The organism is Lachnoanaerobaculum saburreum DSM 3986, from assembly GCF_000185385.1.
Lineage (GTDB): Bacteria > Bacillota > Clostridia > Lachnospirales > Lachnospiraceae > Lachnoanaerobaculum > Lachnoanaerobaculum saburreum.
Window position 1 is genome coordinate 410,709 of record NZ_GL622296.1, and the last position, 25,978, is coordinate 436,686.

Genomic DNA, 25,978 nt, shown 5'->3' on the forward strand with positions numbered 1-25,978 from the left:
TATTTTTTCCCATCTGATGTGATACATAAATCTTTTATTCCTAAATCCAATCCTATTTTCCCGTTTGTTTTTACAAGTGGACTATGTTCGGTTTCTACAAGAATAGACACATAGTACTTGCCGCTTGGTACCTTAGATATAGTTGCTGCCTTTATCTGACCTGAGAATTTTCTATGTAATTTTATTTTTACCCTTTTTAATTTTGGCAGCTTTATTCTTCCTCTATCAAAATCTACAGTTATATTCCCATTTGTAAAATTGGTTGTATATGATTTATGATTATCGTGCTTACTCTCAAACTTCGGATAACCTGCATGTTCTTTGAAAAACTTTTGATAAGCATTATCCATATTATAAATTGCATTTGTTAAAGCAAATTTATCTACTTCTTTTAGCCATTCATAAACTTTTTTCAACTCTCTATTGCAATAATTATTACAATCTGTTTTACTGACAGACTTTTTTTCTTTTTCATAAGCATTTTTTCTGTACGTAAGGGTTTGATTATACACAAAACGACAACAGCCAAATGTCTTTGCTAACTGTATTTCTTGCTCTTTGTTTGGATAAATCCGATATCTATATGCCTTTAACATTAAGCTCACCCGCCTTTCTACCCTTGATTTTCTATATATTGCTTTAACATTTCTTCAGAAACATTGCCTACGCTACAAGCAAAATATCCATCCGCTCAAAATGTATGTTCTTTCCAAAAATGATTTTTAAGACATTCTGTATGCTTTTTCCATATATGATATGTTGTATAGCTCTTAATTAAATTAACCACTTTACTTATGGATATTGTAGGCTCGGTTTCTATCATATAGTGTATATGGTCTTTGTCTGTTTCCATATATTTTATGATTATATTACTCTTTGTGCACATCTCATAAGAAAATTGTTTTATATAATCTGATATTTCTTTTAATACTAAAAGCTTTTTTCTATACTTACATACAAAAATAGTATGATACTGTAATAAATATTTGTGTCTATTCTTTGATTTCCATACTCCCATAACGCTAGTTATGGTATCACAAATATCTATTTTTTGCTACCTTACCCCACGTCTAAAGCCGGCGGGTTAAGGTAGCATTATTTCAAATTTTTCGTCACATATAAGCTCTCGTATATAATCTATAAGCAGTTTTATCTCAGGAACTATCTTTTTTGAATTCATATAGTGTAATGAAAAATATCTTTTTCTTGCGCTCTCAAGCGGGTAGGTGATTATCTGATCACCGGATGAAAGATTTTTCATTGAAAATCTTGAACATATGCTTATTCCGACACCTCCTACTATCATATGCTTTATAGCTTCAAGGTCATTTGTCTGTACAACAATATTCAATTCGGTTTTACTTATTCCAAGACTTTCAAGCAGCTTATTTGCTATAAACTGTGTACCTGAACCGTTTGCCCGTAAAATCATAGGATACTTCAATATATCCGATATTTTGGCATTATCGGCTTTTAATTGCTTATATTCATCTGTAGCAGGTGTGACAAGCATAAGATGATCGCTGCATACCTTTATACTTTCACAAAACGGAGAACTTATATCTTTACCTGTAAATGCTATATCCATAGTGCCGTTCAGTAAAAGTTCCGCTATTTCATCACTGCCGCCCTGCCAAATACTGAAATGAATTTCAGGGTGTTTTTGCCTGAAGTCGGATATTATCTGCGGCAAAATATATGTAGACGGAATGGAGGATGCTCCGATATGTATCAATTTCTTTGTCGTCTGCTGTAGTGAGAGTATTGCCTGATCTTTTGTTGCCACTATTTTTCTGGCATACGCAAGAAAAGTTTCACCCTCAGGTGTGAGAGTAATTGACTTTGTGGTGCGAAGAAGCAACTTCTTGCCGAGGTCATCTTCAAGATTTTGTATATGTGAACTCACAGTTGACTGTGACAGATATAAATACTTTGCCGCCTGTGAGAAACTCTTCAGTTCCGCTGTGGCAACAAAAGCTTCCAATTGTCTAAATTCCATGGTGGTCTCCTTAGGTAAGATTTTATTTTTTAATATGGTAAAACCTGTAAATAAGGCTAAAAAACTGCCTGAAAAAATCCTTCCTGAAAACTTTTGATTTTTTTTGAAAAAGTGTTGACAGATTTATACATGTATTGTATTATATCAAAGTGCCCAACAAACAGCAAGCACAAAAGAGAAAAATTAAATATGCGCCTTTAGCTCAGTTGGTAGAGCAGTAGACTCTTAATCTATTTGTCCAGGGTTCGAGTCCCTGAAGGCGCATTGAAGGTCCTACTTGATAGACAGTGAGCTATTGGGAAGGACTTTTTTATTGTATAATGAATAAAATTAAGGTATAATTAAATACAATGCTAAAATTTTGAAGCAGTAAATTCGTTTCGACTTTGTGCAAAAGGAGTTATATATGCTAAGAGTTGGTATGCTAACCAGTGGAGGAGATTGCCAGGCATTGAATGCAACAATGCGCGGTGTGGCAAAGAGTCTATACAAATCTGATAAGGAAGTGGAGATAACAGGTTTTCTAAACGGATATAGAGGACTTATGTATGGTGAATACAGGGTGATGAAGCCCTCGGATTTTTCAGGTATATTAACCACAGGTGGAACTATGCTTGGAACCAGCAGACAGCCTTTTAAGCTTATGAGAGAGCCGGATGAAAACGGTATGGATAAAGTAGAGGCAATGAAGGCTAATTATAATAAGCTGAAACTGGATTGCCTTGTAGTACTGGGCGGAAACGGCTCACAAAAGACAGCCAATCTTTTAAGTGAAGAAGGATTGAATGTTGTAGGACTGCCAAAGACTATTGACAATGATATATACGGTACAGATATGACCTTCGGCTTTCAAAGTGCGGTGGAGATAGCCACCAATGCAATTGATTGTATACATACTACAGCGGCTTCACATAGTAGAGTGTTTATTGTGGAAGTGATGGGACATAAGGTGGGTTGGCTGACACTGTATGCCGGACTTGCAGGCGGTGCGGATATAATACTTATACCTGAGATACCGTATGATATCAAAAAGATTGCGGATGCCATAAGACTTAGAGAAGCGGACGGAAAGAGATTTACTATACTTGCCGTAGCGGAGGGAGCAATCTCAAAAGAAGATGCCGCTCTTTCAAAAAAAGAATTAAAAAAGAAAAGACTGAAGAATGCAGGAAGATATCCGTCTATAAGTTATGAGATAGGAGATATTTTAAGCGGTGAGACAGGTGTAGAGGTAAGAGTGACGGTTCCGGGACATACACAAAGAGGCGGAACTCCAAATCCTTTTGACAGAGCATTGTCTACCAGACTTGGAGCACATGGGGCGGAACTGATACTTAAAAAGCAGTATGGCAGACTGGTAGTACTAAGGGGTACCGAAGTCACGGATATCCTGCTTAGTGAGTCCGCCGGCAAATTAAAATATGTGGATCCGGAGTCTACACTGGTAAATGAAGCCAGACTTGTGGGAATAAGCTTTGGTGACAGGTAGAAAGGGAGCAGATGGCTTATACAGCATTATATAGGAAGTTTCGACCTTCAAATTTTGATGAGGTAGTAGGTCAGGAAGCTATAACAAAGACATTAAAGAACCAGTTAAGAACAGGGAGAGTATCACATGCATATCTTTTCTGCGGCACAAGAGGTACGGGAAAGACAAGTATCGCCAAAATAATGGCAAGGGCACTTAACTGTGAACATCCTACAGAGGCGGGTCCATGTAATGAATGTCCCACATGTAAGTCAATACTTAATGAAACTTCCATCAATGTGGTGGAGATAGATGCGGCCTCAAATAACGGTGTGGACAATATCAGAGATATCAAAGAGCAGGTACAGTATCCGCCTACCTTCGGCAGGTATAAGGTTTTTATAATAGACGAGGTGCATATGCTCTCAGGCGGAGCATTTAATGCACTTTTAAAGACTCTTGAAGAACCGCCGCAATATGTTATATTTATTCTGGCAACTACAGAGGTACATAAGATACCTGTTACGGTACTGTCAAGATGTCAAAGATATGACTTTAAACGAATCGGTATAGATACTATATCACAAAGACTTAAGACTCTTTGTAAGAGCGAGGGGGTTGATATAGAAGACAGGGCTGTTGACTATATAGCAAAGGCGGCTGACGGTGCGATGAGAGATGCACTCAGTCTTTTGGATGAGTGCATTTCATTTCTGCAAAATGAAAAGATAACTTTTGATGCGGTGCTTGATATACTGGGTGCATCAGATATAAGTATTTTTAATAAACTCCTTGATGATATCATTGACGGAAATACTGTAGAAGTTTTAAATATCTTAAATGATGCTATAGTGGACGGCAAGGAGATCGGACAGTTTGTGACTGATTTTTTGTGGTATCTGAGAAATATATTGATACTTAAGTCCACTAATAACGACAGTTCTTTGGTGGATATGTCACAACAAAACCTGCAAAATTTAAAAGAAAAGGCGGATGCCGTTTCAAAAGAGACTTTGATGCGCTATATCAGAAACTTGTCTGAGCTTTCAAACAAATTGAAGTATGCCTCTCAAAAAAGAGTTGTGGCGGAGCTTGAGTTTATAAGGATTATGACACCGCAGATGGAGAATAATCTTGACAGTATACTTGACAGACTCTCAAGGCTTGAATCAGGTACCGTAATACAAAGTGCCGGCAATATAAAAGTGACAGAGCCTGTAAAAGAAGAGATTGTAGAGCTTCCCAAGGCTACCTATGATGACTTTATGGCTGTAAAAAAAGATTGGAACAGCATAGTAGAGAATATAGGCGGTAAGGCAGGCGGTGTTTACAGGGAAGCGACGGTGGAGCCGCTTAAATCAGGCGGAATCAATGTCATTTTTTTCAGTAAGATGTATTATGATATGGGAAGCGGTGAGAGTACCGTCCTTGATTTACATTCATATTTGAGTGAAAAATATGGAAAAGATATTGCAATCGAAGTCTCTTTAAGAGAAAATAAGGTTGCACAAAATACAAGATATGTTTCAATAGATGAAGCACAATCTAAGATAAATATGCATATTGATATAGAACAGTAAGGAGATTTTTTATGGCAAAGCGTGGAGGTTTCGGCGCAGGCATGATGCCCGGAAATATAAACCAGTTGATGAAACAGGCTCAGAAGATGCAAAAGCAGATGGAAGAGCAAAGTGCGGCATTTGAGTCAAAGGAGTTTTGTGCAAGTGCAGGCGGAGGTGCGGTAAGTATAACTGTTTCAGGTAAAAAAGAGGTCACAAAGGTTTCTATAGATAAGGAAGTGGTAGACCCTGATGATGTAGAGATGTTGGAAGATTTGATAATGGCAGCTGCAAATGAAGCTCTTAGAAAGATGGAAGAAGAACATTCCGCACTTATGGGAGGAATTGCAGGCGGAGCGGGAAAGCTGCCATTCTAATGGATTATTATAGCAGTCATATCAGCAAGCTTATAGAGGAACTTTCAAAGCTACCGGGAGTAGGTGCAAAGTCCGCACAAAGGCTTGCTTTTCACATAATAGGAATGTCAAGTGAACAGGTAGAGTCATTGTCCGATGCCATAAAGGATGCAAAAGGCAATGTACATTATTGTAATGAATGCTGTACCCTGACAGATGGAGACATCTGTCCTATATGTGCCAATGAGAGAAGAGATCATAAGACCATAATGGTAGTGGAAAACACAAGAGATTTGGCCGCATATGAAAAGACGGGAAAATATAACGGTGTATACCATGTACTGCATGGTGCAATATCGCCGATGCTTGGAATAGGTCCGGCAGATATAAAGTTAAAAGAGCTGATAAAAAGACTTGAAGGCGATGTAAATGAAGTGATTATCGCTACAAATTCTACGCTTGAGGGAGAGACCACAGCAATGTATATAGCGAAACTTATAAAGCCCACAGGTATAGAGGTGAGCAGGATAGCAAGTGGAGTCCCGGTTGGCGGGGATTTAGAATATATTGATGAAGTGACTCTTTTAAGAGCGCTTGAGGGAAGACGAACGCTGTAAGTGTTCTGTAATCAAAAAATCTTGAGGTTTGGTGCAAGCATGGATAAATATGAATTTGATTTAAAGGTTGAACAACTGAATAAGTTGGTGAAAAGTGGCGACTACAAAGCCGCTATGAGGATCACAGATACAATCGACTGGAGAAGGGTCCATAAGGCGGAATTATTGGCGACAGTTTCTGAGGTCTATGAAAAAAATAATGAATATAAAGAAGCCAGAGATATATTGCTTTTGTCTTATGACAGGGCACCGGTAGGTAAGAGGATTCTTTACAAACTTGCAATGCTTGCAATAAAGCTGGGGGATATTGAAGAGGCACAAGCCTATTATAAGGAGTATACCGAGATTTCACCTCAAGACAGCAGAAAGTATCTGATGGAATATTACATTGCCGATGCCAAGGGCGAGAACATCAATAAGAAGATAAGAATTCTGGAAAAATATAATGATATTGAAAGAACGGATGAGCAGTGGAAATTTGAACTGGCACAGCTTTATGCCAAAGTAGGCAGAATAGATGATTGTGTCAAGACATGTGATGAGATAATGCTCCTTTTTGGAGTGGGAGAATATGTAGATAAGGCTGCGGCACTTAAAGAATCTACAGGCTGTCCGCTAAGTTCAAAGCAACTTGAACTGGTGGAAAATAAGGAATATTATGAGGAAAGGCTCAACATTCTTGCTGAAAAGTATGAGAGCGGGGATAGGGATAATTATCCGAATCTAAACCTTGATGATATGAGTGCATATAAGCCGAGAGAAGATAAGAAGACTACAATAAACCTTGGCAGTGAAGAACCGGATGTTGGCACTCCTATAAGTAAGGAACTTTTTCCAAGAAACGGAGGAGTAAATGAAGCCAGAATATCAGAGACTACATTTAAGGGGGAGAGTGTGAACCCGGAATTTGAATTAGAGCTGAAAAGAGCTATAGCTATTACAAAGGCCAATTTAGATGAGATGAATAAGAATGAGGGCCATTCTTCTATGGAAGAGATAGATGAAGAGGTCAGAGCACGCATGGAGAAGGTGGAAAGGATAAAGCATGGCAGATTTATCTCTCCTCCCGTGATGTCGGAAAGAAGAAAAACAAGAATCAGCAATTACTTTGACAGTATGGGTCTGCCGAGAACTTATTTCAACAGAGCAGAGAATGATGATATGGAGATTGAGGCAAAGACATGGATTAGTGATGATTCGGAAGAACAACCTATAGAACAGTATGCAGAACAGTATACAGAACAGTCTTTAGAACAACCTGTAAATGAGCTTGTAACAGGGGAAATATATCCCAATACGGATGAGCCTGTAAAGCCGGATAAGGAAGGATATGATGAAGGATATGATGACGGTTTAAAAACGACACCTGACATAAGCAATATAAAAGATGAGGAAAACTCTAAAGATGAGGTGATAAGTGAACCGGCGGATATCGGTACAAATAATACAAAAGATAATGTCGAGGCTGAAAAAGAACCGCAACAAAATATCACCGTAACGGAGACCGCATCCACAAAGGTATTGGAAAACTATGTACCGGAAAAGAAAGCACCTATATTTGACAGTGACGATTTGATAAACAGCTATTATGATGAAGAAACGGAGACAGGAGTGCCTACCGTTTCAGGTGTAATTGCACAGATAAAAGAGCAAAAAGATGTGGTACAAAGCAGTATAAGGAGTGAGTCCAAAATGGAGGTGGTGGATGATGAAGAGGTGTACTACACTAAGGAGGAGAGAACCTTTGTAACCAAGGTAAAAAAGGGAGAGGTTCCAAAGGAAATCATAGTGGAGCCTAGAGTAGAAATAGAGGATTATGATAAGACCATAACTGTAGAGGAAAAAGAAGACAGTGATGATGTTATAAAAGATGACGGGGTTGTAGAAGAGGAAAATGATATAAAAAAAACGGCTGAAAAGGAAATTAAGCCTTCAGCCGAAAGGATACAAATTGCAACAAAAACGGAGCCTGAGGATATAAAAAGGGCTGTAGAGAAAAATATTTCCAAGCCGGAAAAAGAAAACTCGGATAATGTTGTTATTGAAGAAAGTGAAAGAGAAATCACCGATAGAGAGGATAAGGAGACAAAATTGCCTGTGCATGGTAAAGAAACGAAAGCAAAGGCAACAAAGCAAAGAGAAGAAAAGGAGTTCCTGATGAGAAGACCGGGTTCTATAGTTGTAGAGGGAATAACGGCACAAAAAGCACTTGAAAATGCTATAGAGGTATTAAAAGAAGTAAATGCACTTACAAAGATAAAGCGTCCCGTATTAAAGATAGGGGCTGTAAGTCTCAATGCAAGAGGAGTAAAAAACTCTATTGACAAGATAAAGGGTAAGGATCTTATTATTGTAGAGGCGGGAGAGCTTGATGATAAGACTATCGGAGAACTTATAGAGTTTATTAAGGACGGTAAGGAAACGGTAGTATTTTCAGATACGGCAGAGGGTATTGAAAATCTTCTAAAAGCAAATGAACTATTACATGGCATGAGCCTTGTACTTAGAGAAGAAGAGGTACCTGTAAAAAGAAAGAATATTGTAGCCAATATTGTAATCAAGGAAAAAGAAGATAAAAGACCTCAAAAATCCGTAAATGAAGAAATTGAAATCACTGAAAGGGAGACGGTGCAACCTGAAATAAATACAGAAAATAAGCAACCGGATCTTAACTCAGGTTTTGAATCGGACTTTGACAATGTAGAGAAAATTTTGAAACAAATTTATGGTGATGAAAATATCAAGCTGGATATAAAAGAGATTGGCAGTGCAGACACAATATCAGTCTATTCACCGCAAAGGGAACAAAGAGAAGAGATACCAAATGCCGTGTTTACAGAGCCAAAGGAAAATATTGAAGCTGTTGATGCGGACTATAGGGAGGTAGAGTCTAAAGATATACCGCCGGCAGATACCGGAGCGGTTACACAAGATAATATGCCGATAGGGTTAAATCAGTTTATCTCATATGCGGTTGACTATGTAAAGGAGATAGAATGTGTACTTTCAGGCAGAGCGGAGGACGCTATAGAAGAAAGAGCGGACTATATGAGGGAAGACGGTACACCTCTGACAAAGAAAAATGCCAGAAACTTAGTTGACCATGCCGCAGATATAGCTGAGAAGGCAAGCATGCTTAAGGCGATATTTAAACCTAAATATGATAAGGACGGCAGGTTGATTTTAAGAGAGGAGCATTTTAAAATATAATGTGTTTTAATTTATTGGAGTTGCTTGTATTTCTTTTTTTGATCACAATGCTTGTGAGGGGGTATAACAAGGGGCTTTTGAAGATTTCGATAAGCCTGATTGCACTGTTATCAAGTGTCATAGCACTGAACTTGATAAATCCGTATCTTAGGAAGCAGTTACAGGAAAATACTAAGATAAATCAATTTGTTTTGACAACGATTTATGAAAAAATCGGACTTCAAAATATTCATGGCAGTACGGAAACGGATATGAAAAGAAGTATGGCTATTGACGAGCTGAATGTGCCTGTAATGATGAAGGATATTTTGAAGAAAAATGATGACAGAACTGTGTATGAAAAGCTTGGGGTGTATACATTTTCAGATTATATTGCAAGCTATGTTACACAGATGATTGTAAATGCAATAAGTTATGTAGGATCATTTGTATTTGTATGGCTGGTACTCGGTATATTGTTCAAAGGAAATAAGCTTCTTAGTAAACTGCCGGTACTTGGAGGACTTAACAAAAAATTTGGTGCCTTAGCAGGATTTGCTATGGGGCTGATAATATACTGGATTCTATGCATCTTTATAATTGCATTTTCAACTATAAAGCCGATAGGCAGTCTGGCAGGTCTGATAGATTGCAGTCCGTTTTTAGTATTTTTATCAAGACTGAATCCTATAGCATTTTTCCTGATGCTATAGATATGGAGGATATATGAATTCTAAGAGAAAACTTATGAATACATCAAATGTGATTGTGGGACTTTGGCTCTGCGCCATGTTTACCATCTTTCCTTTGATCTACAATGATTTTTACTTTGACATATTACAGACAAAATTTTACACGGTACTGATACTCACTATACTTATGATACTTGCTTTGATAGTGATAAGCGGATTTGGAGGCGGATTCAAAAGCTTCTTTGATAAACTGAACTCAAAAGGATTTTCCGTTTGGTTTAAAGAGGAGTTTGATATATGGGATATATGTGTAATGATATTTTTGGCTATGACGGTATTGTCCACACTGTTTTCAGGCAGAGTTATAATAGAAGCCATACTTGGAAATAAAGGACGATATTCAGGTTTGATACTTATCTCATTATATGTGGCGATATACTTTATAGTCAGCAGATTTTTTTCATTCAGCAAGTTGTATTTTATAATCTTTTTGGCTGTAAGTATTCCAATCTGTATATTCGGATATACAGATTATTTCAACATGGATATACTGCACTTCAAGGAAAAAATCAGTCAGGAGCAGTGGTCAATATTTACTTCCACCATTGGAAATATAAATACTTATACTGCGGTTTTGGCATTTTATATTGCGATATCCGGAACATTGTTTATTACCTCACCTCTTGATGACGGCAAGAACGGCGGTGAGTCGGCGGGTAAACTTGTTTTTTACTACATTATAATGTTTATGAACTTTATTGCTCTTACAATGGGTACTTCTGACAACGGTTACCTTACATTGGCGGCATTCTTCGGACTTATGCCTTTTATAGCCTTCAAAAAAATGGAGGGAGTAAGAAGATTTATACTGACAATCTTTACCTACCTGCTTGGAATCAGAATAATGAAGATAATCAATACTGTATTTGAAGGAAAGGTATTAGGGATCTCAGGTCTGTATGACTTTATAAGCGATTTTAAGTATTTGGATATAGTGATAGTGTTTTTTGCTGTAGCAGTGATTGCAATGTATTTTGTTGCTTATAAGAATAAGAAAAATACAAAAGAGAATGAAACACTGTTAAGGGTTCTCAGATATATCTGGTTGGCTTTACTTGCAGCGGCATTTTTAGGACTGATATTGCTTGGAGTACGGATAAATTCAAATGTGGCGGAGGCTGCTTCCAAATATGGATCATTGGCAAACTATTTTATATTCAATGATTCATGGGGTACATTCAGAGGTTATATCTGGAGAGCCGCTATAGAGGAATATATGAAATTTCCGCTTCTGCATAAGATTGTAGGAAGCGGTCCTGATACTTTCGGAATATATATAGGATTACTTAGAAATGATGAAATGACAAGTATTACAGGCCAGTTCTTTGATGCAACTCATAATGAGTATATACAGTTTTTATTCACTATAGGTCCCGTAGCCACTATTGCCTACATCCTGTCACTTATCCTGCCAAGTATAAAGGCATTTAGGACTAAGATTGCAGATCTGAAAGACGGCACCGTATTGCCATATTTATATGCATGTGCTATGGCGGTAATCTGCTATGCGACTCAAGCTGTTGTAAACTTGAATTTGCCTGTAGTGACACCGCTTTTATGGATATTCTTCGGCTTAATGGCGGCATTACTTAGAAATAAAGGAGATATAAAAAATGGATAAAATAATACTTACAGGAGATCGTCCTACCGGTAAATTACATGTGGGACATTATATAGGCTCTTTAAAAAGAAGAGTTGAGCTGCAAAATTCCGGTGAGTTCAAAAAGATTTTTATAATGGTGGCAGATGCACAGGCGCTTACCGACAATATGGAAAATCCCGAGAAAGTCAGAGAGAATATTATAGAGGTGGTGCTTGACTATCTGGCTTGCGGACTTGATCCTGAAAAGTCTACAATGTTCATACAGTCAATGGTGCCTGAGCTTACAGAACTTAGTTTCTACTATATGAATCTTGTAACAGTTTCAAGACTTCAAAGAAATCCTACCGTAAAGGCGGAGATTGGACTTAGAAACTTTGAAAACAGTATACCGGTAGGATTTTTTACATATCCTATATCACAGGCATCAGATATTACAGCCTTTAAGGCAACCACAGTACCTGTAGGTGAAGATCAGTTGCCTATGATTGAGCAGACAAGAGAGATAGTAAGAAAGTTCAATTCTGTATATGGTGAAACTTTAGTTGAGCCTGAGGCTCTTATCCCAAGTGAGGCGGCGGCCAAGAGACTTCCCGGTACGGACGGCAAGGCAAAGATGAGCAAGTCACTTGGCAACTGCATCTATCTCTCAGATGATGCAAAAACTGTGGCGGATGCTGTCAAGACTATGTATACAGATCCGCTTCATATTAAGGTAAGCGATCCCGGACATCTTGAGGGAAATACGGTATTTACATATCTTGAAGCATTTTCAAAACCTGAAGATTTTGTCAAGTTCCTTCCGGAGTATAAATCACTTGACGAGTTAAAGGAGCATTACACCCGTGGAGGACTTGGAGATATGAAGGTGAAGAAGTTTTTGGCAAATGTTATGGAAGATACTTTGGCACCTATCAGAGCAAGAAGAGCGGAATTTGAGAAGGATATCCCTGCTATCTATGAAATGTTAAAGAAAAACTGTGAGACGGCAAGAAATGAAGCGGCTGATACACTTTCAGAGGTTAAGTCGGCTATGAGAATGAATTACTTTGATGATATAGAGCTGATAAGATCACAGGCGGAAAGATTCTCAAAGTAAGCTTTGCGGTATCAATATATTTCAGAATAAAAGTATAGGCTTTCATTTTGGAATCCTTATATTTGGATTCTGAAATAGAGCCTATCTTTTTTTTATAAATTTTAATTTTCCTCTTGACAGTTGAGTATATATTCAACTATAATAGCAACATAACAGTTGAGCAGATATTCAACTAAAGGAGGTAAAGGGAGTATAAAGTTTGGATAGAGAAGAAGCGGTGGGCAAGGCAAAGACAAATATGCTTGAGGGTGAGATAATAGGCTCGCTTTCAAAGCTGTTTAAGGTATTTGGAGACCCTACAAAAATAAAGATACTTTGGGCGTTGAATGTCCATGAACTCTGTGTACTTGATATTTGTGAAGTACTGGGTATGACAAAATCGGCAGTATCACATCAGCTGAGTACATTAAAAGAAGCCAAGCTGGTAAGAGCCAGAAGAGAAGGCAAAGAAGTATACTATGTGTTGGATGATGAACATGTAAAAGAGATATTTGAAACAGGTATCGTACATGTAACTCATATATGTAAAGAACATCAAAAAGGAGAAAGAAAATGAAGAGAGTTTATAAGTTGGAAGGTTTAGATTGTGCGGACTGTGCAGCAAAGCTTGAGAGAAAGCTTGCGGCTATTGAAGGTATTACAAGTGCCAATATCAACTTTATGACGTTAAAATGTACATTAGAGGCGGAAGCAGATAAGATGAATGAGATTATCGATAAGGCTATGGAGATAATAAGTGTTGAAGAGCCTGATGTAGAGGTAAGAAGAGCATAAAGTCTTAATCATATAGAAGGGTATTATGAACGATAAGCAAAAGAAGACGTTAAGTAGAATAATTATGGGTGCGGTATTTTATATTATTGCAATCATAATTTCAAAGATAAGCTTTCCATATTCCAATTGGGTAAGTTTTGTAGTATTTATAGTTGCCTATATAATAGCCGGAAAGGATGTACTTTTAAAGGCATTTTCAAATATCAAAAGAGGAAAGGTCTTTGATGAAAACTTTCTGATGACTATAGCTACTTTGGGTGCCGTCATAATAGGTGAGTATCCTGAGGCTGTAGGAGTTATGCTCTTTTATATGGTAGGAGAGTTCTTACAGTCACTGGCAGTGAATAAATCAAGGAAGTCAATATCCGATATGATGGATATCAGACCTGATTATGCCAATCTGATAAAAGAAGATAAAAGTGTGGAAACGGTTGACCCTTATGATGTAGAGATAGGAGATAAGATACAGATAAAGGCGGGGGAGATAATCCCGCTTGACGGTATAGTGGTCTGTGGAAGAGCCATGCTTGATACCTCGGCACTTACAGGAGAGTCTGTACCGAGAAGTGTAAATATCGGTGATCATGTCTACAGTGGCAGCATAAACAAGGACGGACTTCTAAGTATTGAAGTTACAAAGGAGTTTAGTGAGTCTACTGCAAGTAAGATACTTGATCTGGTGGAGAATGCGGCGGCCAAGAAGTCAAAGACGGAGAACTTTATATCAAAGTTTGCCGGTGTATACACTCCGATAGTAGTTTTTGCAGCATTGGCACTTGCAATTATTCCGCCTTTTATATTCCCTGATACAGGCTTTATTACATGGATTTACAGGGCATTGACCTTTTTGGTTGTTTCCTGTCCATGTGCCTTTGTTATAGCAATACCGCTCAGCTTCTTTAGCGGTGTCGGTGCATCATCAAAGATAGGTGTATTGATAAAGGGAGGAAATTATCTGGAGCTTTTATCAAATGTAAAGACCTTTGTATTTGATAAAACAGGTACTCTTACAGCAGGAGTATTTGAAGTGGTAAATATCCGCCCGAACAGGATATCAGAGGCAAAATTAATTGAAGTTGCAGCTTTGGCGGAGGAATACTCATCACATCCTATAGCGGTTTCAATCAAAAAAGCTTATAAGGAGTTACAGGAGGATAGTAACGATTCCAATCTTTCTGAAAGGCTCAGTGATTTGACTGAGATTGCCGGACAGGGAATCAGTATAAAAGTGGACAAAGAAACAGTGCTTATAGGAAATGATAAGCTTATGACTTCAAACAATATAGATTTTGAAAAATGTGACGACTTCGGAACTATAGTATATGTGGCTAAGAACAATGTATTTTTAGGAACTATAGTAATCAATGACAGGATAAAAGAGAGTGCAAGAGAAAGTCTTGCATCACTTAAAAATATCGGTATACAAAAGAATATTATGTTAACAGGAGATACCAAGGAAGTTGCCGATATAGTAGCAAGAGAAGTCGGACTTGACTATGTATACTCTGAGCTGCTGCCGCAGGATAAGGTGGACAAACTTGAAGAGATACTTGCTGAAAAAAATACAATTGCCTATGTAGGTGACGGTATCAATGACGCACCTGTACTTGCAAGGGCGGATATAGGTATTGCAATGGGCGGCATAGGTTCAGATGCGGCTATAGAGGCGGCAGATGTAGTGATTATGGATGACAATCTTGACAATATAGTCAGAGGCATCAAGGTAGCTAAGAGGACAATGAACATTGCAAAACAGAATATTGTATTTGCAATAGGTGTAAAGGCGATTTTCCTATTGCTTGCAGCCATAGGGTTTGGTACTATGTGGGAGGCGGTATTTGCCGATGTGGGTGTTACCGTACTTTGTGTAATCAATGCAATGAGAAATCTTAGAACGGAGAATATATAATGGAGAAGATAACAAGTTTTACAATAGACCACTTAAGACTGTTGCCGGGTGTGTATGTATCCAGAAAAGATATGGTCGGAGACAGAGTGGTTACAACATTTGATATCAGAATGACCAGACCGAATTTTGAGCCGGTTATCAATACGGCTGAACTTCATGCAATAGAGCATCTGGGAGCCACCTTCCTTAGAAATCACAAAGAATGGGGAGAAAATATACTGTACTTTGGACCTATGGGATGCAGGACGGGTTTTTATCTGCTGTTGAACGGAGATTATGAATCAAAGGACATCGTTTCACTGCTTAAGGAGATGTTTACATTTATAAAAGATTTTGAAGGTGAAGTACCGGGAGCCTGTGCAAAGGACTGCGGCAACTACCTTGATATCAACCTGCCTATGGCAAAGTATATTGCAAAGAGGTATCTGAATGATGTATTAGTCAATATAACTAATGACAGACTGGTGTACCCAAATTAGACTTAAAAATAATTTAAAGAAAATTCAAAATACAGTGTCAAATATATTGAAAAATTTGTAATTTGTATTATAATCTGAGTATAGATAAAAATTCCTGGGGTGAGCGATAACTTTGCCAATTTTGAACCTACATTTTGATTTATGGGACTCCAAAGAACTCTGCTTGGATGTCAGGCTGCTATAGGCAGAAGGCAGATATCAGGGTGAGGTAACCCACCTAGCTTTGCTAGGCGTCAATAAGCAAAGCCGTCACTTTGGGTGTTTAAAAAGAGTAGTTTTTACTACTCTTTTGTTTTATAGAAAAATATATTGTGGATGGTTTTATGGCAGAGACACTTACAAAGGAAGATATAAAAAAGATAGAGGCTGAGATTGAAGAAAGAAAACTGGTACTCAGACCACAGCTTATAGAGGCGGTGAAGGAAGCCAGAGCGCAGGGGGATTTATCAGAGAACTTTGAATACTACGCAGCCAAGAGAGAAAAAAACAAAAATGAAAGCAGAATCAACTATTTGGAAAGAATGCTTAAGTTTTGTCATGTATATGAAGACAAAACAAATGATGACGAGGTCGGAATAGGCAAAGAAGTGGAACTTTACTTTGAAGATGATGATGAAAGTGAGAAATTCAAAATAGTCACATCCATCAGAGGAGATTCACTAAAGGGCAGACTTAGCATAGAGTCACCGATAGGTAAGGCGATTATAGGCAGGAAAAAGGGAGACAGAGTAAAAGTGGCTGTAGGTAACAGAGGTTATTTTGTTAAGATAATGTCCATTGAAATAAATAAGGAAGATGATGATATAAGATCATTTTAGGAGGAATATGAAATTAGTAATACAAAGAGTAAACCATGCGGATGTAAAGATAGACAAAAAAGAAGTGGGAAGGATAAATAAGGGCCTGTTGGTATTGGTGGGAGTGGCATCGGATGATGATGAAAAAACAGTGGAAAAATATTTCAACAAACTGGTAAAGCTTAGAATATTTGAAGATGAAAACGGCAAGACCAATCTCTCACTGAAGGATGTAGGCGGAGAGTTGCTTTTAGTATCACAGTTTACTTTGTTGGCCAACTGTAAAGACGGAAACAGACCGAGTTTTATAGGGGCAGGCTCACCGGATGAAGCAAAGAGACTGTATGAGTATATGGTTGACCTTGGGAAAAAGTCAGATATACATACGGAATGTGGAGTATTCGGTGCTGATATGAAAGTGTCACTTGAAAATGACGGACCGTTTACCATAGTATTGGAACTCTGATATGAAGGAGCATTATAAAATACTGCTGGTTGATGATGAGGAGGAAGTCAGAAAGAGTATTATAAAGAAGATAAACTGGGAAGAAGAGGGCTTTTTAGTAGTCGGAGATGCGGAAAACGGAGTGGAGGCACTTGAAAAGATAGAAAATCTCAACCCCGACCTTGTCTTTACAGATATAAGAATGCCTTATATGGACGGGCTTGAGCTTATAAAAGAAATCAATAACAGATACCCTTTGATAAAGTCGATTATATTTTCAGGCTTTGATGATTTTGACTATGCCAAAGAAGCTATAAAGATGGGAGTAATAGAATATGTATTAAAACCTGTATCTGCAATCGAACTTACAGAGATACTTAGGAAAGTACATAAGACTTTGGATGATGAACTGGGCAAAAAAAGAGATATTGAAAAGTTAAGAAGCAGCTATCAGGCAAGCATTCCGATACTTAGAGAGCAGTTTTTAAACGGACTGATACATGGGAATATAAGCAAGGAAGAGATAGCATATGCACTCTCTGAATATGAGATAAATTTAGAAGGTGCAAGTAAATATATAGTCGCTACAGTTCATATAGATGATATGGACAGCGCGATAGTGGCTAAGGAACTGATTCCGATATCTGTAAAGGTCAATCTGAGGGAAAACCTTGAAAACAAGCTACAGGCGGAGATCTTTTCAATGTACTCGGAATCAAGTATAACCGTAATAGCGGGTCTGCCTGATAAAATGTCCAAAAACTATATTAATGTCTATACTTTCGGAGGCGATAAAGGATGCAGGCAGAGTCATAGGTGTAAATTTGACTATAGGGCTGGGCATCATTGTAGAAGACATTACAAGGCTTCACCGGTCATATACACTTGCAAAGGAAGCACTTGGGTATAGAGGTATTGTAGGCACGGGAGAAGTTATATATATAAAGGATATGCAACCTGTAGAGTCGTTAAGACTTAGATTTGAGGATATAGAGATCGCGGTGAGTCTAAGAAAAAAGTTATAAAGTTGGGACTTTGTCTGTACAGGTTTGACGATACATTTATTTCAAATGTCAGACAGGAAATTGAAGAATATGTTAAAGAATATGAAAAAGAGCATAATGTCAAGATAAATCTTGAGGTGGTGGATGCAAAGGACAATCAGAACACACAGAATCATCAGGCAAAGAGATTTGTCTCACTGAACTATGATGTACTTTTAATAAATGTTGTGGACAGATTTGCCGCTTCAAATATGATTGAGACTGCCGTAGGTGCCGGTATTCCGATAGTATTTTTCAACAGAAAGCCTGTAGATGATGATTTAAACAGAGCGGATAATATCTATTATGTGGGAGCAGGTCCGAAGTCGGCAGGTATTGAGCAGGCAAAGATAATAATAGATGCCTACAATAAAAATCCGCGCAGTATAGATATTGACGGAGACGGTGTGATAAACTATGTACTCTTGGAGGGTGAGCCGAGCCATCAGGACTCACTTGTAAGGACTGAATGGGTAATAAAGACTTTACAGGAGAACAATATTCCGATAAATAAGTTAAACGGTGCCATAGGTAACTGGGAAAGATCTCAAGGCTCCGCACTTATGGAGAAGTGGCTTGATGAGTACAGGAATATTGATCTGGTTATTTCAAATAATGACGATATGGCACTTGGTGCTATAGATGCTATAGACAGAAATGGAAATATAACAGGTATAAAGATAGTTGGAATAGACGGCACCAAGGAGGCCTTGGAGGCTGTTGCAGAAGGTAAGCTTCTCGGCACTATTGAGAGTGACAAGAAGGAATATGCAAAGGCGGTGGTGGAACTTGCCATGTCAAGTATAGGAAAGTCTGCATTGCCTGCTGAAATCAGTAAAAAATTAAACAATAGAAGCTATGATGTGGAGCAAATTCCAAGAACAAAATAATTTTTATACAAATTTTATATTTAAGTTTGTGCAAAAAGTATATACTAAATACAGGAAAGAGCATTGACTTTTATGCTCTTTTTTATTATGATTGAATTCTAAAGATTAGAACACTTATCTGAGAGTGTTTTTGGGGACCTTTCTTTAAATAATTCTATAGGAGTTTTATGAGGCATATTATAGCGGTGATTGATACAGATATACGCTTTGCCTTAAAATTATCTGATTTTTTGTCTAAGGAGGACAGGATTCCGTTCAAGGCTGTCGCCTACACTTCATTTTATATGTACAGCAGTGAAACTTCTTCAATGGATGTAGTGGCATTTATAACAGATCTTGACAATGTGGATGAGTGCATAGATACCGGTCTTCCGGTTATCCTTTTATCAGATGATGCAATGGTGGAATCAAAATACAGTGATTTGACAAAGCTGTTCTGTTCAATTTTTAAATTCTGCGGTGTACATACAATAGTTGATGAGTTGCTTGGTTTCTTTTCAAAGAATGATTCATTCGGGCTTACTACAGTCTGTAACAATACAAAAGTCTACGGTGTCTATTCACCGATAAACAGATGCGGCAGATCAAGCCTTTCTGTGGCTGTTCATTCTTATTTTTGTTCTACAAATATAAGCTCCCTACTTATTTCCTTTGATGAGTACGACTCGGTATTTTCAGTACTTCGCAACGAAAACAGCAAAGACTTGTCAGATATATTCTATGAATATAAGACCGGAGATCTGAACTTTGCAAAACTTGGAGAATGTATAAGCCGGGTGGAGGATCTGAATATTATTTTACCTGCCAGATACAATGAAGATTTATTTTATTTGTCTGACAATGAACTGACAAAATTTATAAATGATATACTTTCGGCAAATTTATTTGAAACTGTTGTGATAGATTTTGGAAGTATAGGACGCAGATCGATGCAGATACTTGATATGTGTGAGAGGATTTTTTGCCCTGTTATCGGGGAAAGTAACGGAGTAGAAAGAAAAAAGGTAGATGAGTTTAAAGCACTTTTAGGAAGAAACGGATATGCGGAAATCATTCATAAACTTTGTGAGATAATGTCGCCTGAGGATAATATTTCAGATGATATATTCAATTTTAACAGATTAAAAAGGCATGAGTTTTTCTCACAGATTTCAAGATTGGTTTACGGAGCGTGATATGGTTTATTACATTGTGGGGAGTCTTTTATTATTTACAACAATTACAGATATATTTTGGAGACGAATACCGAATATTTTGATTTTGATATATTTTGGAGCAGGTATTTTTATATTACATTTAGATTTTTTGATTAGATTTATAATTTCACTGTTTATTTTTTCCGCTTTTTACAGAATCAGATTTTTTGGTGCCGGAGATATAAAATTGTTTTCTTTGATTATAGGATTTTTGGGAATATATGACGGTATCAATATGAGCGTTATTTCATTGGTATTAGCCGGAGTAGGCTCACTTGTCTATTTGATTTTCAGTGCACAGCTTATAACCAGATTTAATATACTGCTTAACTATTGTACAAGAGTACTTGCAAGCGGTCAGGTTGAAAAATACAGTGAATATAAACTGAGAGATAAGCATATGATACCTGTTGCTCCATGTTTTTTGGCAGGCTTTATATTGTGGAGGTGCTTTTGTTAAACAGAAAAGTAATAGAGGAGGAGAATCTAAGAATACAGGTAGTAAAATCTGAAGACTGCGGGTCAAATGAGAGTATATGTGAACAATTAAAGAATGAAATAAGAGATAAGCTTTCAGACCTCAGAAATATAGATGACAGTGAGCTGTATGAGATAATAGACAGAGAGATAATACATAAGGAACATTCTTTTTATATTCCGCTTGAAGAAAAAATGAATATCAGAAATTCACTGTTTGATTCCTTCAGACGATTGGATATATTACAGGAGTTGTTGGATTCAAAGGATATTACAGAGATAATGGTAAACGGAAAAGATGATATCTTTGTAGAAAAATGTGGGAAAGTAGAGAAATGGGACAAGTGTTTTGTAAGCAATGAGTTGCTTGAAGATATGATACAGCAGATAGTGAGCAAGGTAAACAGAGTGGTCAATGTATCATCACCTATTGCAGATGCCAGACTGGAGGACGGTTCAAGAGTACATATAGTATTGCCGCCGGTATCACTTGACGGCCCGATAATTACTATCAGAAAGTTCCCTGAGGTTATAAGTATAGAAAGAATGATTTCGTATGGAACTTTATCTGAGGAATGTGCAAAGTTTTTGGAAGTTTTGGTATGTGCCGGCTACAATATCTTTATTTCAGGCGGAACCAATTCCGGTAAGACCACATTTTTGAACGCACTCTCAAGTTACATACCTAAAGGTGAAAGAGTAATCACAATAGAGGATTCGGCGGAACTGCAACTTAGACATATAAAAAATATTGTGAGACTTGAAACTAAAAATGCCACATTAAACGGTGACAGAAGTATAGGTATCGGAGATCTTATAAGAGCTTCACTCAGAATGAATCCCGACAGGATAATAGTAGGTGAGGTAAGAGGAAAGGAAGCTCTTGATATGTTGCAGGCTATGAATACGGGACATGACGGTTCACTAAGTACCGGACATGGAAACAGTGCAAAGGATATGCTTTCAAGACTTGAAACTATGGTATTAAGCGGTGCCGATCTTCCTCTTGCAGCCATAAGATCACAGATAGCAAGTGCCATAGATATAATGATTCACCTTGGCAGACTTAGGGAAGGAGAGAGAAAGATGCTTGAGATTTTGGAGGTTCTACCGTATGAAAATGGTGAAATCGGACTTAATAAACTGTATGAGTATGATATGGAAGAAAAAATCCATAAAAAAGTCGGAGAACTTAAAAACAAACAAAAACTGTTCGCAACAGGCCATAAACTATGACAGCTACCGTTTTACATTTATTGAATGGCTTAAATACAGCTTTTATGCGGTAGGAATCTTGAGTTTAATTTCTTATGTATTTTATAAAAGTGTAATCATATTTTTTGTACTTTTACCGTTTTGCTTTTTATATCCCAAGCTGAAGAAAAAAGAGCTGATTGTCGAGAAAAAAAGAAGGCTTTTGATAGAATTCAAAGAAGCTGTAATGATACTTTCATCACTGTTAAATGCAGGATATTCACTTGAAAATTCTGTAAAAGAAGCATTGGTGGAGCTTAGACTGTTGTATGTAAAGGACAATCTGATTATAAAGGAGTTTGAATATATATGTCAGCTGATATATATGAATATCAGTGTAGAAAGAGCTTTTGATGATCTGGCTTATAGGAGTCACTGTGAAGATATAAGAAGTTTTGCAAAGGTGCTTAGGATTGCAAAAAGAAGCGGTGGGGAACTTGAAAGTATTATCGCACATACAGTCAGTGTCATAGGTGATAAAGTAAGGATAAAAGAAGAAATAATAACAATGACCGCTGCAAAAAGATTTGAACAGAAGGTGATGAATATACTGCCTTTACTTATAGTTTTATATATTGATTTCAGTTCACCCGGTTTTTTCAATATCATGTATACAACAATAATCGGAAGAATGTGTATGAGTGTAGGACTGACAGTCTATTTATTTGCAATCTATATATCAAAAAGACTTTTAAATATAGAGGTGTAGCAAATGAAAAAATATTTAAGACAAATCTTTCAGGATAAAATAAAGTATTGGCTGACAGCAACAGCAGGCTTTGTGTTATTTATTATCTGTTCAACATTTTTAAAACCGAGTAATCAGTCCAATTATATAGTAAGACCCTATGTGGATGAGGATGATACCGAAGTAAAAATAGAGGTGGAAGGGTTACTTGAAGGTTCACAAAAGATAGAAATACCTGTATCAAAGCGTGTTTATTCACAAGAGGAAGCAAAGGAAGCTATAAAAAAGGGTATGGATGAAATACTTAAGATACTTCCTGGTGAGAATACTTCACTGCAAAATATTACCACCAATCTGAATCCTGTAAGTGAGTTAAGTGATTTGGGACTTAGTGTAAAGTGGGATTTTGGAGACGGTGATATCATTGATATACAGGGAAATGTGGACAATGAGAATCTTAGTGAGAGCGTGGATATAGATATAGGTGTCGATATCAGCTATGAGAGTTATGAAGAAAGCTATGTTATACCGGCAAGGGTGTTGCCTAAGCCTCTGTCGGCTGATGAAAGTCTTATAAAAAGATTTAAGGACTATATATCAAGCGCAGATAAAAAAGCTGTGGGAGAGGCGGGATTTTACCTTCCTGAAAGTTTTGAAGGGAAGAAATTGGTATATCACCTTGAAGACAGTATGAATTTTCACCTTATCTGGATAATGGGGATAATTGTAGCAATACTTTTGTATCTGAGAGAAAAGAATGGTGACAGGCAAAAGCTTGAAAAGAGAAAAAGAGAATTGCTTAAGGATTACCCCGATATAGTATCAAAACTGATAGTATTTATAGGTGCGGGACTTTCTGTGAGACAGTCATGGGAAGGAATAGTGAAAGACTATGAGAGTGAGAATAAAGAAAAAAGATATGCAAAAAGATATGCATATGAGGAGATGTCAAAGTCACTTGCAAGGCTGAAAACAGGTACACAGGAAAATATAGTGTATAAGGATTTTGGAAGAAGCTGTTTACTGAGGCAGTATATGAAATTGGCATCACTGCTTGAGCAAAACAGAAAAAGCGGAATATCCGGATTAAGCACTTTGTTAAATATGGAAGCACAGAGTGCATGGGAAGAGAGGTTAAACTTAGCTAAAAGAGAGGGCGAAGAACTTAATACCAAGTTGTTGCTACCGCTGTTTATGATGTTACTTATAGTGATGATGATGATAGTCGTGCCGGCATTATTGATATTCTATTGATAAATGTTCGGAATATGAAAAAAGCTTTCGGAAAGGAGGAGCTATGTTGGATTTTTGGAAGGATTTTTTGGAAAACGAGGATGGTGTAGGTGTTATAGAGATTGTCCTTGTGCTGGTGGTGCTTATCGGGTTGGTACTTATATTCAAAGGCAATATAGGTAAGCTTTTAAACAATATCTTCAAGGAAATCAATAAGAAGTCAAAAGAGGTATATACTTGAAAAAAAGAGGTTCCGTTACCGTCTTTATAGCCTTGATATTTGTCTGTATATCCGCCCTGATATGCGCACTTTTGGAGTCTGCCAGAACTTCAAGTGCAAGACTTTACTTACAAACGGCAGGAGATTCGGCAATAGATTCTTTATTTAGCAGATATCATAGGGTTATGTGGGAAAACTACAGGATATTTGCACTTGAAAGTGAGAGCGACGATAATATAGGTGATTTGATTTGTGAATATATGAAACCCTATGTGAAATATTCCGGAATGTACAGGATTCAAAATCCGAATGTAAGCCTGAATAAGAAAATCTGTCTAAATGACAACGGCGGAATGTATCTGGAACAGGAAATCATTGACTATATGAAACTCGGCACTTTTGAATCTATATTTGACGGTTCTCCTGATGATTTGTGGAAGGATATTGAGGATGCCAAGAGCATGGAAAAGATTACCTCCGACTATGGTCTAAGCTCAAGAGAGGCTATAGATGTGGAAAAGGCATTAAAGCGGCTTTCTGAAAATATTGACGCACAGGAGAAGATAAAGCTTAAGATGAAGGAGGCACTTAATACCAAGAATCTTGGTGAGTTAAAAAAATTAAGTGACAATCTGAAAAAGAAGTTGAAAAAAATTCCTGAGCTTGTAAAAAAATATGAGAGGAAAGCCGATAAGATGTCTGCAAAATTAAGAGAGATAGAAGCAAAAAACTCATCCGATTTAGATAAGCTCTCAAACAGCAATAAGGAATATATAGAAGGTGAAATAGAAAAATTCAAAGACTATGTGGACAAGGACAGTGAAAGAAGGCTTGAGGTTACAGCCCTGTCTTTACAAAGCGAAAGTATGATAACTGAACTTGATAATCTTGATTGTGATATAGAAAGTCTGCAAAGTGTACTTGATGAGGCTGATGAAGATGATGATGATGATTACGGCAGCGAAATCAGTGAGGGCTGGGACAGAGTAAGTGATGATATATATGCACTTGGCGAAATGAAATTAAACTGTAAACATGGAATAGCCGATGAGGACAAGGAAGATAAGTTAAAACAGTTAAAGGATATGATTGCTGACGGCGTATTTTCACTGGTTATTCCGGCAAACAGGACAGTTTCTGATAAGAGTATAGATACACTCAGCCTGCCGTCAAATGCCGCTACAGGGGGATACACAGGCAGAAATCTCGCAGAAAGACTTTTGATAGATGAATATATGGGAGAGTATTTTGCAGACTTTACAGACGATATAAATACACCTCTTTCTTATGAACTTGAGTATATATTAAACGGTGAGAGCAGTGACAGAGCAAATCTTGAAAGTGCAGTGCTTAAGTTGCTTGCAATAAGAGAGGGACTAAACTATATGCATATAATAAGAGATTCCGCCAAGATGCAACTGGCTACAGAACTTGCAGCTGCCATAAGCGGTGTATTATGCTTGCCACAGATAACATTTATTGTAAAATTCCTTATAATAGCCGTTTGGGCATTGGTGGAGTCTGCCATAGATATAAAAGGTCTGTTGTCAGGAGGTAAGGTACCTGTCATAAAGGGCGGTGACGATTGGCATACCGACCTTGATTCCATATTTAATATTTTAAGCAATAATGATCTTGGAAACAGTGATGAATTTAAGAGGGGTATAAACTATGAGGGATATCTGAAGATGCTTTTGTATATTGAAGATCCTGTGAAGAGAAATTTCAGGATGATGGATATAATGCAAATTGATATTGGAGTCGGTCAAAAAGATTTTCTTATAAAGGATATGGTCTATGGTGTGGATGCGAATATATCCTGTGGTGCAAAAAGATTATTCAGTGATATATCATTTTTTGCAGGTCAGTTTGGCGGTTTAAACTTAGGCTATGAAACAGAAGTAAGAGTGGAAAAAATATATTGAAGGGAGGTT

General features: G+C 37.4%; 25 protein-coding genes, 1 tRNA gene, 1 other RNA gene and 1 pseudogene. 25 read left to right on the top strand and 3 right to left on the bottom strand.

All coding sequences use genetic code 11. The features are described 5' to 3' along the window. From HMPREF0381_RS02055 to HMPREF0381_RS02065, 3 genes and pseudogenes are all read right to left on the bottom strand, one after another. Positions 1-596, bottom strand: a 596-nt coding sequence (locus HMPREF0381_RS02055; RefSeq protein WP_008750205.1) for an RNA-guided endonuclease TnpB family protein, incomplete at its 3' end; no start/stop codon positions are given. Between the two features lie 17 nt (positions 597-613). Further along, positions 614-1,018: pseudogene (gene tnpA, locus HMPREF0381_RS15820) on the bottom strand (IS200/IS605 family transposase). 66 nt (positions 1,019-1,084) lie between these two features. Continuing rightward, positions 1,085-1,999 (bottom strand): selenium metabolism-associated LysR family transcriptional regulator, encoded by a 915-nt coding sequence (locus tag HMPREF0381_RS02065; RefSeq protein WP_008750207.1) that lies wholly within the window; start codon positions 1,997-1,999, stop codon positions 1,085-1,087. 191 nt (positions 2,000-2,190) lie between these two features. Here HMPREF0381_RS02065 and HMPREF0381_RS02070 point away from each other — a divergent pair. The 25 genes from HMPREF0381_RS02070 (at position 2,191) to HMPREF0381_RS02180 (ending at position 25,969) form a co-directional block, all read left to right on the top strand. Then, positions 2,191-2,263, top strand: a tRNA-Lys gene (locus tag HMPREF0381_RS02070). A gap of 142 nt (positions 2,264-2,405) precedes the next feature. Further along, positions 2,406-3,488, top strand: a complete 1,083-nt coding sequence (locus HMPREF0381_RS02075) for a 6-phosphofructokinase (protein ID WP_008750208.1) — start codon at positions 2,406-2,408, stop codon at positions 3,486-3,488. A gap of 11 nt (positions 3,489-3,499) precedes the next feature. Continuing rightward, complete coding sequence (gene dnaX, locus HMPREF0381_RS02080; RefSeq protein ID WP_008750209.1) at positions 3,500-5,047, top strand: DNA polymerase III subunit gamma/tau; 1,548 nt, start codon at positions 3,500-3,502, stop codon at positions 5,045-5,047. Between the two features lie 11 nt (positions 5,048-5,058). Continuing rightward, positions 5,059-5,403, top strand: coding sequence for a YbaB/EbfC family nucleoid-associated protein (locus HMPREF0381_RS02085; RefSeq protein WP_008750210.1), 345 nt, complete (start codon positions 5,059-5,061; stop codon positions 5,401-5,403). After that, positions 5,403-5,999, top strand: coding sequence for a recombination mediator RecR (gene recR / locus HMPREF0381_RS02090; protein WP_008750211.1), 597 nt, complete (start codon positions 5,403-5,405; stop codon positions 5,997-5,999). The genes HMPREF0381_RS02085 and recR overlap by 1 nt, the downstream gene beginning before the upstream one ends. A 39-nt stretch (positions 6,000-6,038) precedes the next feature. Beyond that, entirely contained in the window at positions 6,039-9,209 is a 3,171-nt protein-coding gene (locus tag HMPREF0381_RS02095) for a hypothetical protein (protein WP_040461044.1), read from the top strand. After that, a complete protein-coding gene (locus HMPREF0381_RS02100; RefSeq protein WP_008750213.1) occupies positions 9,209-9,901 on the top strand; it encodes a CvpA family protein in 693 nt (230 codons plus the stop codon). The genes HMPREF0381_RS02095 and HMPREF0381_RS02100 overlap by 1 nt, the downstream gene beginning before the upstream one ends. Positions 9,902-9,914: 13 nt before the next feature. Next, on the top strand, positions 9,915-11,561 hold the full coding sequence (locus HMPREF0381_RS02105; RefSeq protein WP_008750214.1) for an O-antigen ligase family protein: 1,647 nt from the start codon (positions 9,915-9,917) through the stop codon (positions 11,559-11,561). Then, positions 11,554-12,639 carry a tryptophan--tRNA ligase gene (trpS, locus tag HMPREF0381_RS02110; protein ID WP_008750215.1) on the top strand — a complete coding sequence of 362 codons (1,086 nt, stop codon included), beginning with the start codon at positions 11,554-11,556 and terminating at the stop codon, positions 12,637-12,639. Before HMPREF0381_RS02105 ends, trpS begins: the two co-directional genes overlap by 8 nt. Positions 12,640-12,838: 199 nt before the next feature. Next, entirely contained in the window at positions 12,839-13,195 is a 357-nt protein-coding gene (locus tag HMPREF0381_RS02115; RefSeq protein ID WP_008750216.1) for an ArsR/SmtB family transcription factor, read from the top strand. Next, entirely contained in the window at positions 13,192-13,413 is a 222-nt protein-coding gene (locus HMPREF0381_RS02120; RefSeq protein ID WP_008750217.1) for a cation transporter, read from the top strand. The genes HMPREF0381_RS02115 and HMPREF0381_RS02120 overlap by 4 nt, the downstream gene beginning before the upstream one ends. A gap of 25 nt (positions 13,414-13,438) precedes the next feature. Further along, positions 13,439-15,322, top strand: coding sequence for a heavy metal translocating P-type ATPase (locus HMPREF0381_RS02125; protein ID WP_008750218.1), 1,884 nt, complete (start codon positions 13,439-13,441; stop codon positions 15,320-15,322). After that, positions 15,322-15,801: an S-ribosylhomocysteine lyase gene (locus HMPREF0381_RS02130; protein WP_008750219.1), complete on the top strand. Its 480-nt coding sequence runs from the start codon at positions 15,322-15,324 to the stop codon at positions 15,799-15,801. Before HMPREF0381_RS02125 ends, HMPREF0381_RS02130 begins: the two co-directional genes overlap by 1 nt. An 88-nt stretch (positions 15,802-15,889) precedes the next feature. Beyond that, a non-coding RNA gene (ssrS, locus tag HMPREF0381_RS14445) (6S RNA) lies at positions 15,890-16,066 on the top strand. A gap of 58 nt (positions 16,067-16,124) precedes the next feature. After that, complete coding sequence (gene greA, locus HMPREF0381_RS02135; protein ID WP_040461045.1) at positions 16,125-16,619, top strand: transcription elongation factor GreA; 495 nt, start codon at positions 16,125-16,127, stop codon at positions 16,617-16,619. Between the two features lie 7 nt (positions 16,620-16,626). After that, positions 16,627-17,064 (top strand): D-aminoacyl-tRNA deacylase, encoded by a 438-nt coding sequence (dtd, locus tag HMPREF0381_RS02140; RefSeq protein ID WP_008750221.1) that lies wholly within the window; start codon positions 16,627-16,629, stop codon positions 17,062-17,064. Position 17,065: 1 nt separating this feature from the next. Then, entirely contained in the window at positions 17,066-17,953 is an 888-nt protein-coding gene (locus tag HMPREF0381_RS02145; RefSeq protein WP_008750222.1) for a response regulator, read from the top strand. A gap of 117 nt (positions 17,954-18,070) precedes the next feature. Continuing rightward, positions 18,071-18,976: a galactose ABC transporter substrate-binding protein gene (locus HMPREF0381_RS02150; RefSeq protein ID WP_008750223.1), complete on the top strand. Its 906-nt coding sequence runs from the start codon at positions 18,071-18,073 to the stop codon at positions 18,974-18,976. A 167-nt stretch (positions 18,977-19,143) separates the two neighbouring features. Further along, positions 19,144-20,151, top strand: a complete 1,008-nt coding sequence (locus tag HMPREF0381_RS02155) for a P-loop NTPase family protein (RefSeq protein ID WP_008750224.1) — start codon at positions 19,144-19,146, stop codon at positions 20,149-20,151. Between the two features lies 1 nt (position 20,152). Beyond that, the gene (locus HMPREF0381_RS02160; protein ID WP_008750225.1) at positions 20,153-20,632 is read left to right on the top strand and encodes a prepilin peptidase; all 480 of its coding nucleotides are present in this window, start codon (positions 20,153-20,155) and stop codon (positions 20,630-20,632) included. After that, a complete protein-coding gene (locus tag HMPREF0381_RS02165) occupies positions 20,626-21,885 on the top strand; it encodes a CpaF family protein (protein WP_040461047.1) in 1,260 nt (419 codons plus the stop codon). Before HMPREF0381_RS02160 ends, HMPREF0381_RS02165 begins: the two co-directional genes overlap by 7 nt. A 58-nt stretch (positions 21,886-21,943) precedes the next feature. Continuing rightward, entirely contained in the window at positions 21,944-22,612 is a 669-nt protein-coding gene (locus tag HMPREF0381_RS14450) for a type II secretion system F family protein (RefSeq protein WP_242824380.1), read from the top strand. A gap of 3 nt (positions 22,613-22,615) precedes the next feature. Then, on the top strand, positions 22,616-23,845 hold the full coding sequence (locus HMPREF0381_RS02175) for a hypothetical protein (protein WP_008750228.1): 1,230 nt from the start codon (positions 22,616-22,618) through the stop codon (positions 23,843-23,845). A 43-nt stretch (positions 23,846-23,888) separates the two neighbouring features. After that, the gene (locus HMPREF0381_RS14455) at positions 23,889-24,065 is read left to right on the top strand and encodes a Flp1 family type IVb pilin (RefSeq protein ID WP_008750229.1); all 177 of its coding nucleotides are present in this window, start codon (positions 23,889-23,891) and stop codon (positions 24,063-24,065) included. Beyond that, complete coding sequence (locus HMPREF0381_RS02180) at positions 24,062-25,969, top strand: DUF5702 domain-containing protein (RefSeq protein ID WP_040461050.1); 1,908 nt, start codon at positions 24,062-24,064, stop codon at positions 25,967-25,969. The genes HMPREF0381_RS14455 and HMPREF0381_RS02180 overlap by 4 nt, the downstream gene beginning before the upstream one ends. The last annotated feature ends 9 nt before the right edge of the window (positions 25,970-25,978 follow it).

Excerpts from the sequence above, each read along its gene's own strand:
- HMPREF0381_RS02065 (WP_008750207.1), bottom strand. The coding sequence starts at position 1,999 with ATGGAATTTAGACAATTGGAAGCTTTTGTTGCCACAGCGGAACTGAAG.
- HMPREF0381_RS02075 (WP_008750208.1), top strand. The coding sequence starts at position 2,406 with ATGCTAAGAGTTGGTATGCTAACCAGTGGAGGAGATTGCCAGGCATTG.
- dnaX (WP_008750209.1), top strand. The coding sequence starts at position 3,500 with ATGGCTTATACAGCATTATATAGGAAGTTTCGACCTTCAAATTTTGAT.
- HMPREF0381_RS02085 (WP_008750210.1), top strand. The coding sequence starts at position 5,059 with ATGGCAAAGCGTGGAGGTTTCGGCGCAGGCATGATGCCCGGAAATATA.
- recR (WP_008750211.1), top strand. The coding sequence starts at position 5,403 with ATGGATTATTATAGCAGTCATATCAGCAAGCTTATAGAGGAACTTTCA.
- HMPREF0381_RS02095 (WP_040461044.1), top strand. The coding sequence starts at position 6,039 with ATGGATAAATATGAATTTGATTTAAAGGTTGAACAACTGAATAAGTTG.
- HMPREF0381_RS02100 (WP_008750213.1), top strand. The coding sequence starts at position 9,209 with ATGTGTTTTAATTTATTGGAGTTGCTTGTATTTCTTTTTTTGATCACA.
- HMPREF0381_RS02105 (WP_008750214.1), top strand. The coding sequence starts at position 9,915 with ATGAATTCTAAGAGAAAACTTATGAATACATCAAATGTGATTGTGGGA.
- trpS (WP_008750215.1), top strand. The coding sequence starts at position 11,554 with ATGGATAAAATAATACTTACAGGAGATCGTCCTACCGGTAAATTACAT.
- HMPREF0381_RS02120 (WP_008750217.1), top strand. The coding sequence starts at position 13,192 with ATGAAGAGAGTTTATAAGTTGGAAGGTTTAGATTGTGCGGACTGTGCA.
- HMPREF0381_RS02125 (WP_008750218.1), top strand. The coding sequence starts at position 13,439 with ATGAACGATAAGCAAAAGAAGACGTTAAGTAGAATAATTATGGGTGCG.
- HMPREF0381_RS02130 (WP_008750219.1), top strand. The coding sequence starts at position 15,322 with ATGGAGAAGATAACAAGTTTTACAATAGACCACTTAAGACTGTTGCCG.
- greA (WP_040461045.1), top strand. The coding sequence starts at position 16,125 with ATGGCAGAGACACTTACAAAGGAAGATATAAAAAAGATAGAGGCTGAG.
- dtd (WP_008750221.1), top strand. The coding sequence starts at position 16,627 with ATGAAATTAGTAATACAAAGAGTAAACCATGCGGATGTAAAGATAGAC.
- HMPREF0381_RS02145 (WP_008750222.1), top strand. The coding sequence starts at position 17,066 with ATGAAGGAGCATTATAAAATACTGCTGGTTGATGATGAGGAGGAAGTC.
- HMPREF0381_RS02155 (WP_008750224.1), top strand. The coding sequence starts at position 19,144 with ATGAGGCATATTATAGCGGTGATTGATACAGATATACGCTTTGCCTTA.
- HMPREF0381_RS02160 (WP_008750225.1), top strand. The coding sequence starts at position 20,153 with ATGGTTTATTACATTGTGGGGAGTCTTTTATTATTTACAACAATTACA.
- HMPREF0381_RS02175 (WP_008750228.1), top strand. The coding sequence starts at position 22,616 with ATGAAAAAATATTTAAGACAAATCTTTCAGGATAAAATAAAGTATTGG.
- HMPREF0381_RS14455 (WP_008750229.1), top strand. The coding sequence starts at position 23,889 with ATGTTGGATTTTTGGAAGGATTTTTTGGAAAACGAGGATGGTGTAGGT.